Annotated in this window: 18 protein-coding genes; 3 read left to right on the plus strand and 15 right to left on the minus strand. The window is 39.2% G+C overall.

Annotated elements, in window-relative coordinates; all coding sequences use genetic code 11:
* Nucleotides 1–139 precede the first annotated feature (139 nt).
* Nucleotides 140–1,045 (plus strand): NAD(P)/FAD-dependent oxidoreductase, encoded by a 906-nt coding sequence (locus ACZ41W_RS09440; protein ID WP_464311728.1) that lies wholly within the window; start codon nt 140–142, stop codon nt 1,043–1,045.
* A 59-nt stretch (nt 1,046–1,104) separates the two neighbouring features.
* On the opposite strand, the gene ACZ41W_RS09445 is transcribed toward ACZ41W_RS09440, so the two are convergent.
* The 8 genes from ACZ41W_RS09445 to ACZ41W_RS09480 form a co-directional block, all read right to left on the minus strand.
* Nucleotides 1,105–2,415, minus strand: coding sequence for a redoxin domain-containing protein (locus tag ACZ41W_RS09445; protein WP_464311729.1), 1,311 nt, complete (start codon nt 2,413–2,415; stop codon nt 1,105–1,107).
* 135 nt (nt 2,416–2,550) lie between these two features.
* The gene (trxA, locus tag ACZ41W_RS09450) at nt 2,551–2,859 is read right to left on the minus strand and encodes a thioredoxin (protein WP_464311730.1); all 309 of its coding nucleotides are present in this window, start codon (nt 2,857–2,859) and stop codon (nt 2,551–2,553) included.
* A 275-nt stretch (nt 2,860–3,134) separates the two neighbouring features.
* Nucleotides 3,135–4,076, minus strand: coding sequence for a ribokinase (gene rbsK / locus ACZ41W_RS09455; protein ID WP_464311731.1), 942 nt, complete (start codon nt 4,074–4,076; stop codon nt 3,135–3,137).
* Between the two features lie 2 nt (nt 4,077–4,078).
* A complete protein-coding gene (locus ACZ41W_RS09460) occupies nt 4,079–5,068 on the minus strand; it encodes an ABC transporter permease (RefSeq protein ID WP_464311732.1) in 990 nt (329 codons plus the stop codon).
* Entirely contained in the window at nt 5,065–6,570 is a 1,506-nt protein-coding gene (locus tag ACZ41W_RS09465; protein ID WP_464311733.1) for a sugar ABC transporter ATP-binding protein, read from the minus strand. The genes ACZ41W_RS09460 and ACZ41W_RS09465 overlap by 4 nt, the downstream gene beginning before the upstream one ends.
* 115 nt (nt 6,571–6,685) lie before the next feature.
* The gene (locus ACZ41W_RS09470; protein ID WP_464311734.1) at nt 6,686–7,810 is read right to left on the minus strand and encodes a sugar ABC transporter substrate-binding protein; all 1,125 of its coding nucleotides are present in this window, start codon (nt 7,808–7,810) and stop codon (nt 6,686–6,688) included.
* Between the two features lie 241 nt (nt 7,811–8,051).
* Entirely contained in the window at nt 8,052–9,050 is a 999-nt protein-coding gene (locus ACZ41W_RS09475) for a LacI family DNA-binding transcriptional regulator (protein ID WP_464311735.1), read from the minus strand.
* Nucleotides 9,051–9,192: 142 nt separating this feature from the next.
* The gene (locus ACZ41W_RS09480; RefSeq protein ID WP_464311736.1) at nt 9,193–9,798 is read right to left on the minus strand and encodes an acetate uptake transporter; all 606 of its coding nucleotides are present in this window, start codon (nt 9,796–9,798) and stop codon (nt 9,193–9,195) included.
* Nucleotides 9,799–10,013: 215 nt separating this feature from the next.
* On the opposite strand from ACZ41W_RS09480, the gene ACZ41W_RS09485 reads away from it, so the two are divergent.
* Nucleotides 10,014–10,757 (plus strand): HAD-IB family hydrolase, encoded by a 744-nt coding sequence (locus ACZ41W_RS09485; RefSeq protein WP_464311737.1) that lies wholly within the window; start codon nt 10,014–10,016, stop codon nt 10,755–10,757.
* Here the strand turns inward: ACZ41W_RS09485 and ACZ41W_RS09490 are convergent.
* Genes ACZ41W_RS09490 through ACZ41W_RS09500 form a run of 3 tightly spaced genes read right to left on the minus strand, consistent with a single transcriptional unit; the run spans nt 10,729 to nt 13,053 of the window.
* Nucleotides 10,729–11,547 (minus strand): carbon-nitrogen hydrolase family protein, encoded by an 819-nt coding sequence (locus ACZ41W_RS09490; RefSeq protein WP_464314285.1) that lies wholly within the window; start codon nt 11,545–11,547, stop codon nt 10,729–10,731. The two genes, ACZ41W_RS09485 and ACZ41W_RS09490, sit on opposite strands and share 29 nt — an antisense overlap.
* A gap of 25 nt (nt 11,548–11,572) precedes the next feature.
* Nucleotides 11,573–12,205: a flavodoxin family protein gene (locus tag ACZ41W_RS09495; protein WP_464311738.1), complete on the minus strand. Its 633-nt coding sequence runs from the start codon at nt 12,203–12,205 to the stop codon at nt 11,573–11,575.
* Nucleotides 12,202–13,053 carry an inositol monophosphatase family protein gene (locus ACZ41W_RS09500; protein ID WP_464311739.1) on the minus strand — a complete coding sequence of 284 codons (852 nt, stop codon included), beginning with the start codon at nt 13,051–13,053 and terminating at the stop codon, nt 12,202–12,204. Before ACZ41W_RS09500 ends, ACZ41W_RS09495 begins: the two co-directional genes overlap by 4 nt.
* Before the next feature lie 181 nt (nt 13,054–13,234).
* Between ACZ41W_RS09500 and tpx the strand changes: the two genes are divergently transcribed.
* A complete protein-coding gene (gene tpx / locus ACZ41W_RS09505; protein ID WP_464311740.1) occupies nt 13,235–13,735 on the plus strand; it encodes a thiol peroxidase in 501 nt (166 codons plus the stop codon).
* Between the two features lie 112 nt (nt 13,736–13,847).
* Here the strand turns inward: tpx and ACZ41W_RS09510 are convergent, their stop codons facing one another.
* Genes ACZ41W_RS09510 through ACZ41W_RS09525 form a run of 4 tightly spaced genes read right to left on the minus strand, consistent with a single transcriptional unit; the run spans nt 13,848 to nt 17,502 of the window.
* Entirely contained in the window at nt 13,848–14,432 is a 585-nt protein-coding gene (locus ACZ41W_RS09510; protein ID WP_464311741.1) for a LysO family transporter, read from the minus strand.
* Nucleotides 14,429–14,725: a LysO family transporter gene (locus ACZ41W_RS09515; RefSeq protein ID WP_464311742.1), complete on the minus strand. Its 297-nt coding sequence runs from the start codon at nt 14,723–14,725 to the stop codon at nt 14,429–14,431. Before ACZ41W_RS09515 ends, ACZ41W_RS09510 begins: the two co-directional genes overlap by 4 nt.
* Nucleotides 14,722–15,429 carry a DNA/RNA nuclease SfsA gene (gene sfsA, locus ACZ41W_RS09520; protein ID WP_464311743.1) on the minus strand — a complete coding sequence of 236 codons (708 nt, stop codon included), beginning with the start codon at nt 15,427–15,429 and terminating at the stop codon, nt 14,722–14,724. Before sfsA ends, ACZ41W_RS09515 begins: the two co-directional genes overlap by 4 nt.
* A 21-nt stretch (nt 15,430–15,450) precedes the next feature.
* Nucleotides 15,451–17,502 (minus strand): LTA synthase family protein, encoded by a 2,052-nt coding sequence (locus tag ACZ41W_RS09525; RefSeq protein WP_464311744.1) that lies wholly within the window; start codon nt 17,500–17,502, stop codon nt 15,451–15,453.
* Between the last annotated feature and the right edge of the window lie 99 nt (nt 17,503–17,601).

Here is a 17,601-nt window from a genome sequence, read left to right on the forward strand (position 1 = left end):
TATACTATTTGATAGTGTTATATTGAAACTGATGTGAATAAAATAATGGATGTGATTACGTCACAGAACGCTTTTCATCCATTTGGTATAATAAATTTGAAAATGAGAAAATAGATACGTTGAAAGGTGGTCTTTTTAGATGGCAAATGTGATTATTATTGGCAATGGCCCAGCAGGAGTTTCTACAGCACTTTATACTGCACGTGCAGGCATTCAAACGACAATTATCGGTAAAGATTATGGTGCTCTAGGAAAAGCTTCTGAAATCGAAAATTACTACGGATTCGAGCATCCTATCTCAGGAAAAGATTTAATTCAAAATGGCATCGCTCAAGCCAAGCGGTTAGGGGTACAGTTTATCAACGATGAAGTTTTAGGCATTTCATATATGAATAAACTCACTGTGACGACAAAACACAAAATGCACGAAGCAGATACCGTGGTGATTGCAACTGGTTCATCACGCGTAACGCCTTCTATAAAAGGCATTCGGGATTTTGAAGGTAAAGGAGTCAGCTACTGTGCTGTATGTGATGCATTTTTCTATCGAGGTAAAGATGTAGCTGTATTAGGTGAAGGTGAATATGCAGTTCACGAAGCAATGGAACTCGTTGCCACTTCAAAATCAGTGACGATTTTAACCAATGGTAAGGATATGACGACTTCAGTTCCTGAGACAGTTCAAGTCATTACCAAAGAAATAGAAGCCATTCACGGTGACGAACTCATCAGTCACGTTCAATTTAAGGACGGTTCATCACTTAACATCGCTGGACTTTTCGTAGCAGTTGGCGTTGCGGGTTCTACAGCCCTCGCTAAAAAAATCGGCGCAGATACAAATAACAATCGCATCGTCATCGATGAAAATATGTCAACAAATATTCCAGGACTTTACGCTGCAGGCGACTGCACAGGGGGACTCCTTCAAATTTCAAAAGCCGTTTATGAAGGGTCGAAAGCTGGAACAGAGATCGTCAAATACTTGCGCACACTCTATAAAGATCAACCGATGAACGAGGAAGAATCCGAAGAAGTGGCAAGTTAACCATCATCTAAAGATAAAAAGCAAAGGAGACGCGAACGTCTCCTTTTTTAATGTCTCTGTTACATATCTAATACTTGCTCGATCACGTTGATCATAATATCTTTTGTCATCATCCCCGGTACATAACCCACAACGTTACCTTCTTTATTGATCATAAAGGTCGTCGGGAATGCTGAAATTCGGTAATCCAATAAAACATCACCCGTCTCATCAAACACCACTGGGAACGTATACTGGTTGTCTTCTAAGAACGCTTTGATATCTTCTATGCTACCATCTGATCCACTAGGATTTTGATCTGTTTTAGGATTTGCAACGCCTAAGAAAACAACCTCGTCTTCATTGAGTCCATACTCTTTATAGAGCGCTTCAATATCCGGCATTTCTTGTTTACACGGTGGACACCATGTCGCCCAGAAGTTTAAAAATACCACTTTGCCTTTGTAATCTGAGAGTGTATGGGTATTACCATATTGATCCGTTAAAGTAAAATCAATCGCTGGAAGGAGTTCTTCGGATGTGTTGGATTCAGTGCTAGCTTCAGAAGTCGATTCTGTATACGCTTCGCTTGAACCTTCCTCAGTTACGGCTTCTCCACTGGTATCTGACTTTTCTTGTGCTGTTTGTTCTATTCCTGTAAACGAATTCAGATAGTTAGACACGCCGTTCATCCAACCTGTAAACACCATAATTCCCATGAGAATTAAGAGAATCCCACCCACTTTGATCGTGTACTTCATCAATTTTTGCTTAGATTTTAGGAAATTCAACACTTGATTTGAGAATAGCCCTAAAAGCATAAATGGAATCAGAAAACCAACGGCATAAACTAAAACAAGAAGATTACCCATTAAAGCTGTTGAAGCCCCTGATGCGAGGATTAGAACCGATGAAAGGGCTGGTCCTACACATGGCGTCCAAGAAAAACTAAACGTAAATCCTAATAAAATCGCTGTGATTGGATTCATTTCACGCTTCATAAAATTGACGTTAATTTTCTTTTCCTTTTGTAAAAATGAAAGATCAAAGATGCCAAGTTGAAAAAGTCCCATTAAAACGATTAAGACACCACCAATGCGTGTAAAGAGCATTTTGTTATCCGCAAAGAGTCCACCGATTGTCGTAAATGAGATGCCTAAAATAAAGAAAGAAAACGAGACTCCTAAGATGAAAAACAGGGTGTTGAATAGCGTTTTCTTTCGATCAAACGAAATGTTGCCATTGGCATCGCGCTTATTTGTGCTTCCAGCTAAATAACCGATATACACAGGTATCAATGGGATCACACAAGGCGAAAAAAACGAGAGGATACCCTCTAAAAAGACGATGATAAAACTAATACTTTCCGTTCCAACTAAGCCATTTAACATAGTACGCTCCATATTTGATAAATTTAGTTAAGATGCTCATTTAAGAAATGATGTTACTCATTAAAAAAGTGATGTCGCTCAATTTATGAATGGACAATGACTCATCAAAGACTGTTAAAAAAAAAGCGAAGCTCTTTAGAGCATCGCTAATATGGCATCTTTTGGTTTAAAACCGACAGAACTGTTGGCAATTTTTCCATCTTTCATCACAACCAATGTTGGGATGCTCATCACTTTAAATGCTGCTGCAAGTTCTTGTTCTTCATCAACATTTATTTTTCCAACTTTTGCTTTTCCAGCCACTTCTTTTGCTACTTCTTCAAGTACTGGCGCTACCATTTTACAAGGTCCACACCATGGTGCCCAAAAATCCAAAATAACGGGTACATCTGATTTTAATACTTCTGATTCAAAATTTTCACTGGTAATTTGTAAAATACTCATTATGAACTCCTTCGTTTTATCTGTTAGTTTTTTTCTCAAATAGTCATCTTAATTCTATTATACGGATTAAGCTACGTTTATCTGTGACTGAGTCACATTGACGTGTTGTGTCTCACACATGACTTACAACTTATTATTTAGGTACCCTAAAATAATAAAACAAAACCACCAACAAATCAACCTTTGAATAAAACAACTTTGCTAATGATCATGTCACCTTTTGTACAAATTAAAAAGAGAGCCCATACACTGGCTCTCTCTTTAAAAGTGGAGGATTATTTTTGACCCATATGAAACTGCTCAGCTTCCTCTCTCGACGGAATGGATTCTTGAGCACCTTTTCGCATCACGGTGATTGCGGATACTTTTGAAGCAAAATGGAGCGCATCTCCCATAGAATTGCCTTCCAATAATTTGACGAGGACAGCACCTGTGAAGCTATCGCCTGCGCATGTCGTATCAATTGCTCTTACTTTGTGAGCGGGTTCATGTAAGATCATATGGCCGTCGCTGTAATAGGCACCTTTAGCCCCCATTGTACAGATGACGCCTTTCACGCCTTTTGAATGAAGGATTTTAGCCGCTTTTACAAAACTATCGGCATCGTGAACTTCTATTCCAGTTAAGAGATTCATCTCAGTTTCATTCGGTGTTAACAAATCGATTAATGATAATAACTCATCGCTCAGCCCTTCTGGTGGCACTGGTGCCGGATTGAGCACTGTCATGATATCATACTGTCTGCCCAGTTTAAAAAACTGCTCAATTGCTTCAAGATTGATTTCTAATTGTGATACGAGAATACTTGCACCCTGAATGAGTGATTCGCTTTCCATCACAAGGTCCAACGACATCGTATAGTTCGCCGATGGAATGACGACGATGTTATTTTCACCATGATCGTCAATCATAATATGTGCCGTACCTGTTGCTTTATCCACTCTTTTAACAGCATCAATATTGACCCTTTTTTCTTTTAAAACCTTTATAATTTCATCCCCATATGCATCTTGTCCAATACAACCGATCATATGAGTGGGTATTCCGAGTCTAGATAAGGCAACTGCTTGATTGCCACCTTTGCCGCCTGTTGTTGTGGTAAAGTCGTATCCCAAGATGGTTTCACCTGCTACGGGAATTCTCGGACCTCTACAAACCAGATCCATATTCAGACTTCCACAAACGACGGCATAGCCCTTTTCTTTTTTTTCTGTCATAATCACGATTCCATTTCACTTAATTCAGTTTTTTTATGTGACTTAAACCATTTAGACACCTTGTCTTGAATCACTTCAATATAAGCCGCTATGATAATCACAATACCGGTTGCAACGTATTGCCAAAATGTCGCTACATTCGATACGATAAGACCGTTTCTTAATCCTGCAAATAAAATCGCGCCCAAGACTGTTCCCGCAACGGTTCCACGTCCACCTGCCATGCTGGTACCACCAATTGCAACCGCTGCAATGGCATTGAGTTCATATCCCTGTCCAGTGGTTGGATCGCCTGTGCCTAAACTTGCCACTTGAATCATGGCTGCAAGTCCCGTTCCGATCATTGCAATGGCATAAACAAAGATTTTTACGCTGTTGAGCTTAATTCCTGAAAGTCGAGCAGCTTCTTCATTTCCACCAATTGAATAGATATACGTTCCTATCTTTAGTTTTGTCATGATAACATACATAAAAATGGCAAATGCGATAAAGAATAACGCTGAAACTTTGATAACGCCACCCACTGAACCATTGATTAAATCACGATAGGCTGTAGGTACATTTAAAATTGGATATCCTTTTGATAATAAATATGCAACCCCTCTATAAACAGACATCGCACCCAAAGTTGCTATAAAAGGTTGTAATTTCAGTTTTGCCACTAAAACACCGTTGAGTGCTCCAAGAAGTAGACTTGATCCAAGACCAATGAATAGACACACCATCGGGTGCACACCAGCAACAGCCGCGCTCGATATAATAACGCAAACAAGTGCCAACGCAGAACCAACAGAAAGATCGATTCCACCAGTTATGATAACCGCTGTCATACCAATTGCCATGAGTCCATAGATAATCGATTGTTCAAAAATATCTTGAATATTATTTGCCGAGAGATAAATCGGTCTGTGAATACCAAATATGATGCCCATCACAATGATTGCAACCACAATACTGAGTTCTCTCGTATTTCGTTTTATAAATGTTTTCATTTTGAATGACCTCCAATTGCCAAGGATAATATATTGTTTTCAGAAAAATCTTCCCGTAAAACCTCTCCAACCATTTTGCCTTCATTCATCACCATGATACGATCACTCATGCCCATTACTTCAGTGAGTTCTGAAGAAATGAGGATAATGGACTTACCTGCAGCAACGATTTCTTCCATCAAACGATAAATTTCCGTTTTTGCCCCTACGTCAATGCCTTTCGTTGGTTCATCTAGAATGATAATATCCGCATCCGTCGATAACCACTTAGCCAGGATCACCTTTTGAACATTTCCACCGGATAAATTTCTGGTATAAAAATCCGGTTGATTCGGATAGAGGCCTACATAGCTTCCCTGCTGTGTTGCATTGTCATTTTTAAGTTTTCGTTTTACAAAACCCTTCACGGAATATTTATCAAGGGATGCCAACGATATATTATCTGAGTTACTGAAATCATAAATGAAACCTTCTTCTTTTCTGTTTTCAGATACCAGTGCAATTCTATTTTTTATGCCATCATAAGGTGTTTTATGCTGAACAACTTGCCCTTTTACATATAATTTTCCGCCTGTAGCGCACTCTGCACCAAAGATCGTACGCATCAGCTCTGTTCGCTGAGCACCAATTAATCCAAAAAATCCTAAAATTTCAGATTTTTTGAGGCCAAAATTGATATTTGAAAATGTCTCTCCTGAATACTCTTCAACCTTTAATACAATTTCTTTTTCATTTGCACAACACGGTTTCGTGCGTTTTGCAAACATAGAGACATCTCTACCAACCATGCTTTTGATCAAATCTTCTTTACTTGTCTCTTTCATATCAAATGTCTTGATGTACTTGCCATCTCGTAAAATCGACGCACGATCGCACATTTTAAATATTTCATCTAATTTATGACTGATATATAAAATCGTAATGCCTTGTTGATTGAGCTCTCTCATAATTTTAAATAGAATCTCAACCTCATTATTACTTAAAGAAGCCGTTGGTTCATCAAATGAAATGATCTTCGCGTTGGCACGTAACGCCTTGGCAATCTGAATCATTTGCTTGTGTCCCGCGCTTAACGAACTGATTTTATCTGTTGCTTTGAAGGTGCATCCCAAACGTTTTAAGATGCGGTCCGTTTCTTCAATCATTGCTTTTTTATTCATAAACCCCATTTTAGAAACTTCGCTTCCAAGCATGAGATTTTGATACACCGTTAATTCTGGAACGACGCTGATTTCCTGATGAACCTTGCAAATTCCGAATTGAATGGCATCGTGAATACTATGAAATTCCATTTTTTCATCGTCGATGTATACTTGGCCTTCTGTTGGTTTTAATACGCCATGAAGTATATTCAGAAGGGTTGATTTACCTGCACCATTTTCTCCCATAATCGCGTGGATTTCGCCTCGCTTGATTCCAAATGACACGTCCTCTAGAGCACGCTGTCCAGAAAATGATTTGGTGATGTTTTCAAATCTTATATATCTGTCTTGATTTTCCATTGACTTACCATCCTCGACTCTGGTTATCTTTCGAAATGGGCAATCTGGTACATTGCCCATTTCAAAAGTAAGATCATTCACATTGATTATATCTTCTATTTGGAAATCGTCTGTTTTATTCTTCGAACTTCATGCCATCCCAACCAACTGAGTTCATGATTTCGAGAGCATCTTTATCCACGTTTGTTTTATCCACCACTACTTGAGGAGAATAAATTACTTTAGGAACATCTTGTCCAGCGAGTTTTCTAATTAACATTTCAGTAGAAATTTGAGCCATATAATATGGGAAAGAGTCAATTGTCGCTGTTAATTCTCCATCTGCAATGGGTGTTTTTGCTTCTGAAGTCCCATCTGTTCCGACGATGATGATTTTGCCAATTTTATCCGCTGCTCTTGCTGATTCAAGCGCACCCATTGCCATTGTATCGTTATTTGCGTAAATACCTTTTAAATCTGGATATTGTTTTAACCAAATATCTGTTACGTCTTTTGCTTTCATTCTATCCCAGTCAGCGTTTTGAACAGCTACTACTTCAACTTTAGGATTGTTTTCTTCAAACCATTTTTTAAAACCTTCTGTTCTTGAGATCGCTGGAGATGCTTTTGGCAAACCTTGAATGATCGCTACTTGACCTTCGCCGCCAATTGCTTCATTGATATATTCTGCAGCTAATTGACCTGCTTGGTAATGCCATGCGCCAACTGTACTTTCAATTTGTGGCATAAATGCATCCATTGAAACAACCATTTCAATGCCTTTTTTATTTGCTTCTTCAGCACCTGGTACAAGATTACCTGGTGAAATAGCTGAAACGAGGATACCATCGTATTCTTTATTAATCATATCGTTAAATACAGCTAATTGACCTTGCTCATCTGATTCGCCTTGAGCTGCTCTAACGTCAATTGTAATGTCATAACCTTGGTCTTGAAGATCTGCAACGATTGCCTCAGCACCTTCTTTTTGCATTCTCCAAAATTCATTTTCAAACGCTTTGCAAACATATCCCAATTGAAGCGGTTGATCCAATTTCGGAATAGGTCCAAGTTCTGCAATTGCATCTGCATAAGTCATTGCGCCATCATAAAAATCATAGCCTTGCTCAGCAACATCTGCTGCTGGTAAATCTTCTACTGCCGTGCTACTTTCCGTTCCTTCCGCTTTGGTTGTTGTACAACCACTGAGTGTTGCTAAAATCAATACTGCTACTAATAAAATACTAATAACTCTCTTCATTTTCTGCCTCCTTGGATTTCTGGGTTTAAAACAACATGTTTAATTCCCCAAGATTAGAACTGTTTATTTCAAAACCATACTATCTTTGATCAGATTCGTGATGGTATTTGACAAAATGATGTGATGCTGCATAATACGTTCATGGAATGCGTCATATACTTTCTAAACAATGGATTATTACTTTAGGTTAAACGTTTAACCATTCACGCGATACCCTTGATTTTTAAGGGTATCCCACTCCCTACCGAGTGCTGTTGCGAATAATCAACTCTGCTTTGAGTGGCGTTGTATATTTTTTAAAACGATCTGTCTTAATCTTACAAATAAGGGTTTCGGCTGATCGGTAACCCATTTGATAACTGGGCTGTCTAATCGTCGTCAAGCTTGGTGAAACGACACTAGAAACATAAATATCATCGTAGCCTACCACGGCTATATCTTCTGGAACTCTTATGATTCGTTCGTGTAGCGTTCGATAAACGCCAAGTGCAATTAAGTCATTACCGCAGATAAAACAATCGATGTCCGTTCTGCTCTCTAAGATTTTGTTAGAAATCTCGTATCCCCAGTCTGTGGTATATGAACCCGCATAGAGATGGTCTTTCATAGGCTCTATCCCAGCTGCCTGATGGGCTCTTAAAAAACCGTTATATCGATCTTTAGCTGTTTTGAGTTCTATCGGACCTGACAAATGACAGATGTTGCGATATCCTTTTTCCAGTAGGTAAGTGACTGCTGAAAAAACACCTTCTTCATTGTCGACCACCACTTGTGCATCTTCATCGAGTTCTGCAATCATTCGGTCAACTGAAACTATCGGTACTCTTGAATTTAAAAGCTCATGACTCACGGTGGTTCTTGATCTCGATGCACTGATAATGATGCCATCCACCATCTTTTCTTGAAGCATCTCAAGATACGTTTCTTCCTTCTCAAGTTGGTTATCTGAATTGCAAAGAATGACTGTGTAGTCATTTTCATTTGCACAATCCTCTACACCTCTTGCCAGATCCGGGAAGAATGGATTCGAAATATCAGGAATAATGAGTCCAAGTGTCTTTGTTTGCTTCGTCACCATGGAGCTTGCAATGCGGTTTGGAATGTAGCCTTCTTCTTTAATGATTTGGAGCACTCGCTCTCTAGTTTCATCTGAGATTTTTCCTGGCTTGTTGTTAATCACATTTGAAACAGTCGCGATGGAAACTCCAGCTAGTTTGGCGATTTGATTGATTGTTACCATCACAAACACTCCTAATTTAACTTAGTTAAACGCTTAACCTAATATTACTGTCCCTTAATAAATTTGTCAACACTCTTTTTTTATTTGAATAAAAAAAAGCGATGCTACTTGTCATAGTCATCGCTTCATAGATTGAATTTGATTATTTTTTAAAGATTCCAAGTGGTTTTCCAACTGGTAAGAATACGCGACCAAATGTTGCATTTAAAACATTTGCTGCAGATCCATAAAAACCAAATAATGCAATAAAGAATTCGCTCCAAGCTGCAAGTACGTGGCCAGCCTCAATACCCCAAATTGTGCTAAGTGAAAGACCTAAGAATAATAAGTCAATTAAAACGAAGATAATCATAAGCACTTTGTTTGTTTCAAGCGAACCAATTGTCATGTAGATTGAGAAAATTAAATAGCCTAAAAATGCAAAACCTAATTGTTTGATATCCGCATTTGCAGCCATTTCTTTACCGAAAACGCCATTGCTTGTCATCCAAGTCATCGCTACTGCTAACCAGAAAAATGCATAACCGCCAAATGCAGTCGCACCAAATACATTGCCTTTTTTAGCATCGTTTACGCAAGCATAAATTTGTGCACACGCTCCTAAGAAAATTGCCCAAGGTACGAGGAAAGATGTGCCACTTGTCCAACCAAGTTTTTGACTAGATGCTACAAAAGTAATCATTGCAAGCCCGAATAGGCCTAGTGCAGACGGATCTGCCGTAAAAATTTTTCTTTCATTTTGATCCACAGGTAAACCCTCCCAAAAATAATAAATAATAATTGAATATAACCTCACACAGATTACCATAAAAAGCCCATTGAATCAAGAAATTAATCCATCAAATGACGACTTGTGAATTAAATGTAAATTTGCTGGATTTTTACGAAATCATGGGTATAATGATAAGAACACATCGAACCAATTTTAGGTTAGAATTGACACACTTATTGAAGGAGGACAGCATGAATACTGCCGCATTTTTAGATATAGATGGTACTTTATATAGAAATTCCCTGCTCATTGAGCATTTTAAAAAGATGGTCAAATACGAAGTGATCGATCCTGCTCTATGGCATACAAGCGTTCGCGATGCTTTTATCGAATGGCGAAAACGCGTTGGGGAATACGATGATTATATGCTTAAACTCGTGGAAATTTACTACGATGCCCTCAAAGGAAAAAAAGCGGCTGATTTGGAGTTTATCTCACATCAAGTCATCGCACTTAATGGGGATATTGTGTATAAATACACGCGCAACCGCATCCTTTGGCACAAAAAACAAGGACACAAGGTATTTTTTATCTCAGGGAGTCCTGATTTCCTCGTGTCCAAAATGGCTGAAAAATATGATATTGACGGGTACCGTGGTACCAGTTATTTAGTTGATTCCGATGGCAATTTCACGGGTGAAGTCATTCCCATGTGGGATGCGGATAGCAAGAACAAAGCCATCGATGCTTTGGTTCAAGCGTACGACATCGATTTGAGTAAAAGTTACGCATACGGCGATACCAATGGTGATTTGTCCATGCTCTGTAGAGTAGGAAACCCCATTGCCATCAATCCTGCTAAAGAACTGCTACTCAATTTAAAATCATCACCAGAACTACTGAAAAAAACCAAGGTCATCATTGAACGTAAAGATTTGATTTACGAACTTGATGCCAATGTTAAAATCATCGATGAGCAGAGTTTACTTGAATAACCTGATAGACATCTTCACGTCTATGTGTTAACAACGGCAATTGTTCTCGAACTTGAGTTACCTCATCTAGATCAATATCTCCGATGAGGTAACCTTCATTTTCATCCAATCTTCCAATAATATCTCCCCATGGGTCTACGACAATTGAATTTCCATAAGAAATATAACTTCTCGAATAATCTCGTGCCGGTGCGCATCCAACTGTGAACACTTGGTTGTCGATGGCGCGCATTCTAAAAAGAAGCTCCCAATGAGCGGGTCCAGTGGTCATATTAAATGACGCTGGATACACCAACACTTTTGCACCCTGATCTACCATAAGGCGTGCCAATTCCGGAAATCTCACATCATAGCAAACTGCCACGCCAATCTTTCCGTAAATCGTATCGACCACAGTTACGTCACTACCTGAATGAAGCGCTTCCGATTCTTTAAAGTACTGTCCATTTTCAATATCGATATCATATAGATGAATTTTTCGATGCTTTCCAATTTGTTTGCCTTCGGGATCAAAGATAAACGTTGTATTATAAATTTTGCCACCGTCATTTGGATCAATCTCAGGAATGGTTCCTCCGACGATGTAGATTTTCTTCACTCGTGCCATGAGACTTAAAAGCGTCCACGTTTCACCGCCCTCTGTCTCCGCGTATTGAGCAAATTTATTCGTCTCATAGGGACAATTGAACATCTCAGGCAACACCACCATCTTCGCCCCTAAATTGGCGAGGTGTTCAATATTCTTAATCGCTTTTTTGACGGATGATTCTTTATCTTTATATGATAACATTTGGATTAAACCAATTTTCAACTGATTACTCAACTTGACTGCCCCCTATCTTTGCTTCAATTGCCTCTGTTAAACGCAGAACGGACTGATGTCCTTCCTCACGCGAATCAATCGGCAGTTTATCTGTATGACTCATCTGAATGTGTTCACTTAGTGGCATTCTCAAATTACTAAACACGAGTTTTAATGAGAGTTCACTCCCCTTAAACTGATCTTCATAAAAAGGCGCGCCACCATTTGAAAAAATAATTCCCATTTTATGCTCTGAGAGAAGATCTGTTACATAAGGACGTTTATGTGAAAAATCACACATAAAAATCATTTGTAATCGATCCACTACTCTTTTTAGCTTACTTGGAAGTCCATTAAAATAGACAGGTGCTGCAAAAACCACCACTTTTGCTACTTTCAGCTGCTCGTAAAAACGCTGCATATCATCTTCGTGGACACAGGTTCCCCACTTATTTTTACACACTTCGCAATCGATGCAATCCTTAACGTTTAACTCGTTGACATCCACATAAGCTGCTTCAATGCCACGCCATTCAAGTTCGCGCTTCAGCGCCTGTGACCAATTGGCGGTATTGCCATGTCGGCGATGACTTCCCATCACTATTATAACGTCTTTTTGTGTAATTACTTGCTCTTTTTTATTCATTCGGCCTCATTTGTCAAGTTGCAAATAGACTGGATGCGTCTACATAACATCGGCGCACCTGCAACCACATTATATTTATCATTTTCAACGGTAAAGGTACATTCTCCACCAGCTTCTAAAATCATGAGATAGCCTGCTGCCAAATCCCACTTACTGAGTCTAAGCTCCCAATACGCATCATAGATACCCGCTGCGACGAGACACAAGTCATACGCTGCAGCACCTAAGCGTCGAACCCCTTTTACAAGCGGGATCATTTTTTCGATATTTTTAGAATTATTATTATTCGCAGTTGCCCTGTCGTATGGAAACCCTGTTGCTACTACAGATTCCACGAGTTGATCGCGCTGAGATGCTTGCATTTTTTCGTGATTTTGATAAGCGCCACACCCTTTTTCTGCATAATACAGTTCACCTAACATCGGAAGGTATACCACTCCAAATACCGGCGTATCTCCATACCACCTAGCGATGGATACTGCAAAGATTGGATGACCAATGCTGTAATTTGTCGTGCCATCGAGCGGGTCAATAATCCAGCAATATCCTGAACTATCTTTTACATGTGCCTTATTTTGCATGCCTTGTTCTTCTGATAAAATATCATCATTTGGAAAAAGTTCTTGAATGCGACGGACAATCCCTCTATCACATGCAAGATCGACTTCGGTGACTAAATCCACTGACGTACTTTTCGTTTCTATGGACAAGTGCTTCGATCTAAATTTTTCTTTTTGCCATCCTCCCGCTTCTTGAGCGAGCGCTATAATTGGATGATACATCGCACTAATCGCAGGTTGGATGTATGTGTTCATCTGTGCGTCTACCTGTTGTTTGTTATCTGTCATGTAAATGCCTCTATTTCATATTTTCTTTGTTTATCATATTTTCTGAATCTCATCATTATTATAAACGATTCCTCTGAAAATCGTTAGTTTTTTTAACTTTTTGTAAAGATTACAAATTTGTGTTTAGACCTCTTTTTTTTGGCTAACTATACAGTGTAATCACAAAAATATGGAGGGTAACATGAGATCAAATATAACAATGGGCGGTAATCCAATCAAATTATTAGGCGAAGAAATTAAAGTAGGTATGCAGGCACCTGCATTTAAAGCAGTGAAAAAAGATATGTCTCCATTTGAGTTATCCGAACTCGATGGAAAAATCAAGATCATCAGCGTCGTACCATCAGTGGATACAAAAATCTGTGAATTTCAAACCATTCATTTTAATGAAGAAGCAACTAAAAATCCAAATGTTGTAGTCGTAACGATTAGCGTGGATTTACCTTTTGCACTTGGCAGATTCTGCGTCGCAAATCACATTGAAAATTCAATCGTCGTGTCTGACCACAGAGCACTGGATTTTGGTCTTAAATATGGTTTTGCAATCGATGAAATCCGCTTGTTAGCTCGTGGTATCGTCGTGATTGACGAAAAAAATGAAGTTCGCTATGTTGAATATGTTCAAGAAGTTGGTACACATCCAGACTATGATAAAGTACTCGAATTTGTACATAACATGTAGACATAAAAATTGACACAAATAAACCTCAGCTTCATTCGCAATTAGGTAGATGCGATTGAAAACTGAGGTTTTTTTTACTCATGACCATCCACTAAAGAAAAAGTGGAACCCATTAAAGGAAAAGCGGCACCAATATTGGAACGAGTGTGGATAAGATTACGCCTGTTGAAAATGAAAGAATGGCGGTTTCACTGTTGGTATTTTTAGATACAATTGGCAAAGTGGTATCCATGGCAGTTGCCCCAGATGGTGCAATGGCCTGAATAAATCCTAGATACTTTGCAACAATTGGAATTAGCGCAATGGCGAAAATTTCTCTCACCACATTGGCAAGAAAAGCCAACACGGACAATTCAGAAGAGTACGGCGCAATGAGCACCGACGAGAGAGAATACCATCCCAAACCCGAAGCCACAGCGCCCGATTCATTGAGCGGATATCCCAACAAAGAACCGACAACAAGTGCGCCTAACAAACTGCCAATCACGACACCCACAGGAACGAGAAAGAACAAAATACCTGTTTTTTGAATATCTTTAAAGATGTTTTTATTTTTACCGATGTCGATTCCCACGAAAAAGAGCAGGAGACAAAGTCCTATCGTCAAGAGGTGATCTGTTACCCCATAAAAACTGTGTGGAACAAAATAGCCTACAACGCCTCCAGCAATTACCGCTAAAATAATTTTTATAGTCATGCTTTAGGCACCTCCTTGTTTTTATTAAAGAGCTTCACCAACACATGTACGATCAAAATACTTCCAAAAACAGTGCCTATTGAAAAGAGCACGGCATGCAAGCCAATTTTAGCAAAGGCATCCAAAATCTGATCATCCATTCCAATTCTCATCCCCATAATAAAGAGAAGTGCAAAGAGGCATGCCAGTTGCAAATGGTCTATTTTCCCCATCAACTTCTGATGAATCCATCCCTTGTAGCTTAAAAATCCACCTACAATCAGTAACCCTAAATACAACAGTATGCTGCTCATACGCGTCCTCCTACTGGAATCTTTCCTTGATAAACCAACTCTCCAGTTGGTTGCAACAACACTTTAACTGGTTGAATTTCCACACCTGCATCCATTGCGCGATAAAAAGTTTCAGCAAACTTTGGATCGGTATCAGCTTTTGGAATAAACACCTGCGATTCGCTTAAAACCAGTAACAAAACGCCTGCTGATTCTCCACTTTCTTTGATCTGGATCAGTTCGTCAAGATGTCTGGCACCTCTCACTGTAGGCGCATCGGGAAACTTAGCTACGCCAGATTCAGATAATGAACACCCTTTTACTTCTACCCAAATGACACGTTCATCCGAAGATCGTTCAGCACGAAAATCGATGCGAGATTGACCATGCTTGACTTCGGCGCGAATCTGAGTAAATGGTCCAAATGGATTGATCTCATCGGAACGTAAGATGGCTTCCGCTAAATAACGGTGATACCCTGAATGTACTAAGACAAACTCCGACTCTTTCTTAGCGGCAATCATATCCCACTCCGTTTTTCGAGTGGCACTGCCTGCATATCGAATCAAACACTCATTGCCTTCATAAAGCAGCTCTGTTAATCGACCTGGGTCATGAACATGAACGAGCTCTCGCTTGTCTCCAACTAACACTTCTGCTAAATAACGATTCGGTCTACTCACGAAAATAGCTGGCACTAAATCTGAAATTTTGTAAAGTACCATAAAAAGTCTCCTTAAACGTGTTTAATCGGCAATTTTAAATGCTTTTGACCTTGCGATTTCAGTTCCTTCCGTATCTTTTAAGATGCACTGTACAGAATCGTCTTCATTGAGTGCACGATGAACGGAAAATGACGTGTCGCTGATCCATTTAAATTTCACTTCTTCTCCATTGATCAGAACAGTCATTTTTTCATAAAAGGCTTTACCGGTAAAAGTCGTTGTCTCATCTTCGACTGTGGCATTTTCCATGACAATCGTCTTGAGCGCTTCATTATAATGCGCATTATCAGCTATCACCCAAGGTTCAATTTCACTTTTATTTTTTAACTTTTCAAGAATCATGTAGTTCAGTGCTTGCGTATTTTGATAGAGTTCATCTGAAGCAGTCACTTCGTTGCCCTCTGCATCATATCCAACGCCACGTTGAAAAATAGGCATTTTCTCGCTGGCGATGGCAAGCGCTTTTAGGTAATCCGGCACTTCCAGTTCTGCATCGCGCAACAAACGCTCTGTCATATTGGAAATATTCATCGCTGGAAGCTCCTTTGATGTTTGATCGAAATTCGACCAAAGAAGGTACGATACCCCCATAATTCTCATATCTGCCTGTAGTACCTCATTGGATTCATTTCCTACATAACCCGACTCGCGATATACTTGGTAATCATCCCCTAGCATCGGCAAATGATCGCCATAAAAGAGTAAAATCGTCGGTTCGTCACTTTGTTTTAAATACTCCACGAGGCGTTTTAACTCAATATCTGATAAATACACCCCTTGTGCATAGTTATTGAGAAAATACGTCGCTGAATCGGATAGTCGATCTTTAACTTTTACAGTCAACTCTTCAGGGGTAAATCTTGCATTTCCATACGGTCCATGATTTTGCATGGTCACGACAAAGTTAAATAACGGTTGTTCATTTTTTTCTATTTCATCAATAATCATGTTCGTCGTATAGTGATCGGATGCAAACTCTCCAACAATTTCAACGTCATTCATATATTCGAGTGTCTTAAACTCATCAAATCCCAAGTGCTTATAAACTTCATCACGATTGTAGTACCAGTTCATGTATGGGTGAATCCCCACCGTTTTATAGCCTTGATGTCTTAAAATAGATGCGAGCGAAATCGTCGGCGAATGTATTTCATTTGGATAGACCATGTACCAATCACTTGAATAGTTTTTCATGGTCAATCCTGTCAGAATTTCAAATTCTGTATTTGATGTTCCGCCTCCAAAAACGGGTACATATAACTCACCGTATCGGCTCTCTGATCGAAGGGATTGAAAGTTTACCGCAGGATTTTGCGAATATTCGACACCGAGCTTTGTCGGATCCCAAAAAGCTTCTGATTGTACCACGATGATGTTGGGCTTTTCAGTGAGTTTTTTCTCAGTGGTTCGCTCATTGTATGCATTGACATACTCGGTATAAATGTCTGTAGCTTCTTCAAGCGCTTCTGCCTCTATCATGACTTGCGGACGTGTATTGTTAGACAGCGAATAGATAAATCCCGTTTTCATAATGGAAATATCTGCCGAATTGATATTTTGGCCGATGAGTAAAAATCCGACACTCACAAATGTAAGCACCAGTGCTGCTACTCTGTGATCTTTTAAAGGATGACTTTTAAAAAATTTTGCCGTTAAAAATGCCAATAAAACAGCAAACACAACGCCGACACCTACCATAATCAGCATCTTTGCATTAACGATTTGTGGCAATAAGATCCAAACCTCTTTAACTAAGAAAAAATCTTCATATAATAGAGGGACATTTCTCAAGGAAAACTTGGCTATATTGACGAAACTGAGAACTGCCGCTAAAGTCCCGACTGTGTATGTGATCCAATGTATTTTTTTAGTGACTAAGAGTCCCACTCCCGAAATTGCCAATAACGTAAATAAATTCATCGAGAATAAAAAGGGATTTTGAGCAATCCACACAAATGTGTCCACTAAACTTTTTCTAAAAATGGCTTCTGTGCCAATGATGATGATTAAGTAAATTGCCAACATCTTCGCAAAGGCAATTCGATTGGTCCGATTGAGCGTTTTTTTTAACATATTCCTCCAAAAATTAACCGATTCCAAATTGAATCAAAATGACGTCACACTATTTTCATTATACGCTATTATTCTGCATTCGGTACCCTGCTTTTTGTG

Source organism: Fusibacter fontis (assembly GCF_055378735.1).

Coding starts and splice junctions, on each gene's coding strand:
- ACZ41W_RS09440 (WP_464311728.1), top strand. CDS start 140: ATGGCAAATGTGATTATTATTGGCAATGGCCCAGCAGGAGTTTCTACA.
- ACZ41W_RS09445 (WP_464311729.1), bottom strand. CDS start 2,415: ATGTTAAATGGCTTAGTTGGAACGGAAAGTATTAGTTTTATCATCGTC.
- trxA (WP_464311730.1), bottom strand. CDS start 2,859: ATGAGTATTTTACAAATTACCAGTGAAAATTTTGAATCAGAAGTATTA.
- rbsK (WP_464311731.1), bottom strand. CDS start 4,076: ATGACAGAAAAAAAAGAAAAGGGCTATGCCGTCGTTTGTGGAAGTCTG.
- ACZ41W_RS09460 (WP_464311732.1), bottom strand. CDS start 5,068: ATGAAAACATTTATAAAACGAAATACGAGAGAACTCAGTATTGTGGTT.
- ACZ41W_RS09465 (WP_464311733.1), bottom strand. CDS start 6,570: ATGGAAAATCAAGACAGATATATAAGATTTGAAAACATCACCAAATCA.
- ACZ41W_RS09470 (WP_464311734.1), bottom strand. CDS start 7,810: ATGAAGAGAGTTATTAGTATTTTATTAGTAGCAGTATTGATTTTAGCA.
- ACZ41W_RS09475 (WP_464311735.1), bottom strand. CDS start 9,050: ATGGTAACAATCAATCAAATCGCCAAACTAGCTGGAGTTTCCATCGCG.
- ACZ41W_RS09485 (WP_464311737.1), top strand. CDS start 10,014: ATGAATACTGCCGCATTTTTAGATATAGATGGTACTTTATATAGAAAT.
- ACZ41W_RS09490 (WP_464314285.1), bottom strand. CDS start 11,547: ATGTTATCATATAAAGATAAAGAATCATCCGTCAAAAAAGCGATTAAG.
- ACZ41W_RS09495 (WP_464311738.1), bottom strand. CDS start 12,205: ATGAATAAAAAAGAGCAAGTAATTACACAAAAAGACGTTATAATAGTG.
- ACZ41W_RS09500 (WP_464311739.1), bottom strand. CDS start 13,053: ATGACAGATAACAAACAACAGGTAGACGCACAGATGAACACATACATC.
- tpx (WP_464311740.1), top strand. CDS start 13,235: ATGAGATCAAATATAACAATGGGCGGTAATCCAATCAAATTATTAGGC.
- ACZ41W_RS09510 (WP_464311741.1), bottom strand. CDS start 14,432: ATGACTATAAAAATTATTTTAGCGGTAATTGCTGGAGGCGTTGTAGGC.
- ACZ41W_RS09515 (WP_464311742.1), bottom strand. CDS start 14,725: ATGAGCAGCATACTGTTGTATTTAGGGTTACTGATTGTAGGTGGATTT.
- sfsA (WP_464311743.1), bottom strand. CDS start 15,429: ATGGTACTTTACAAAATTTCAGATTTAGTGCCAGCTATTTTCGTGAGT.
- ACZ41W_RS09525 (WP_464311744.1), bottom strand. CDS start 17,502: ATGTTAAAAAAAACGCTCAATCGGACCAATCGAATTGCCTTTGCGAAG.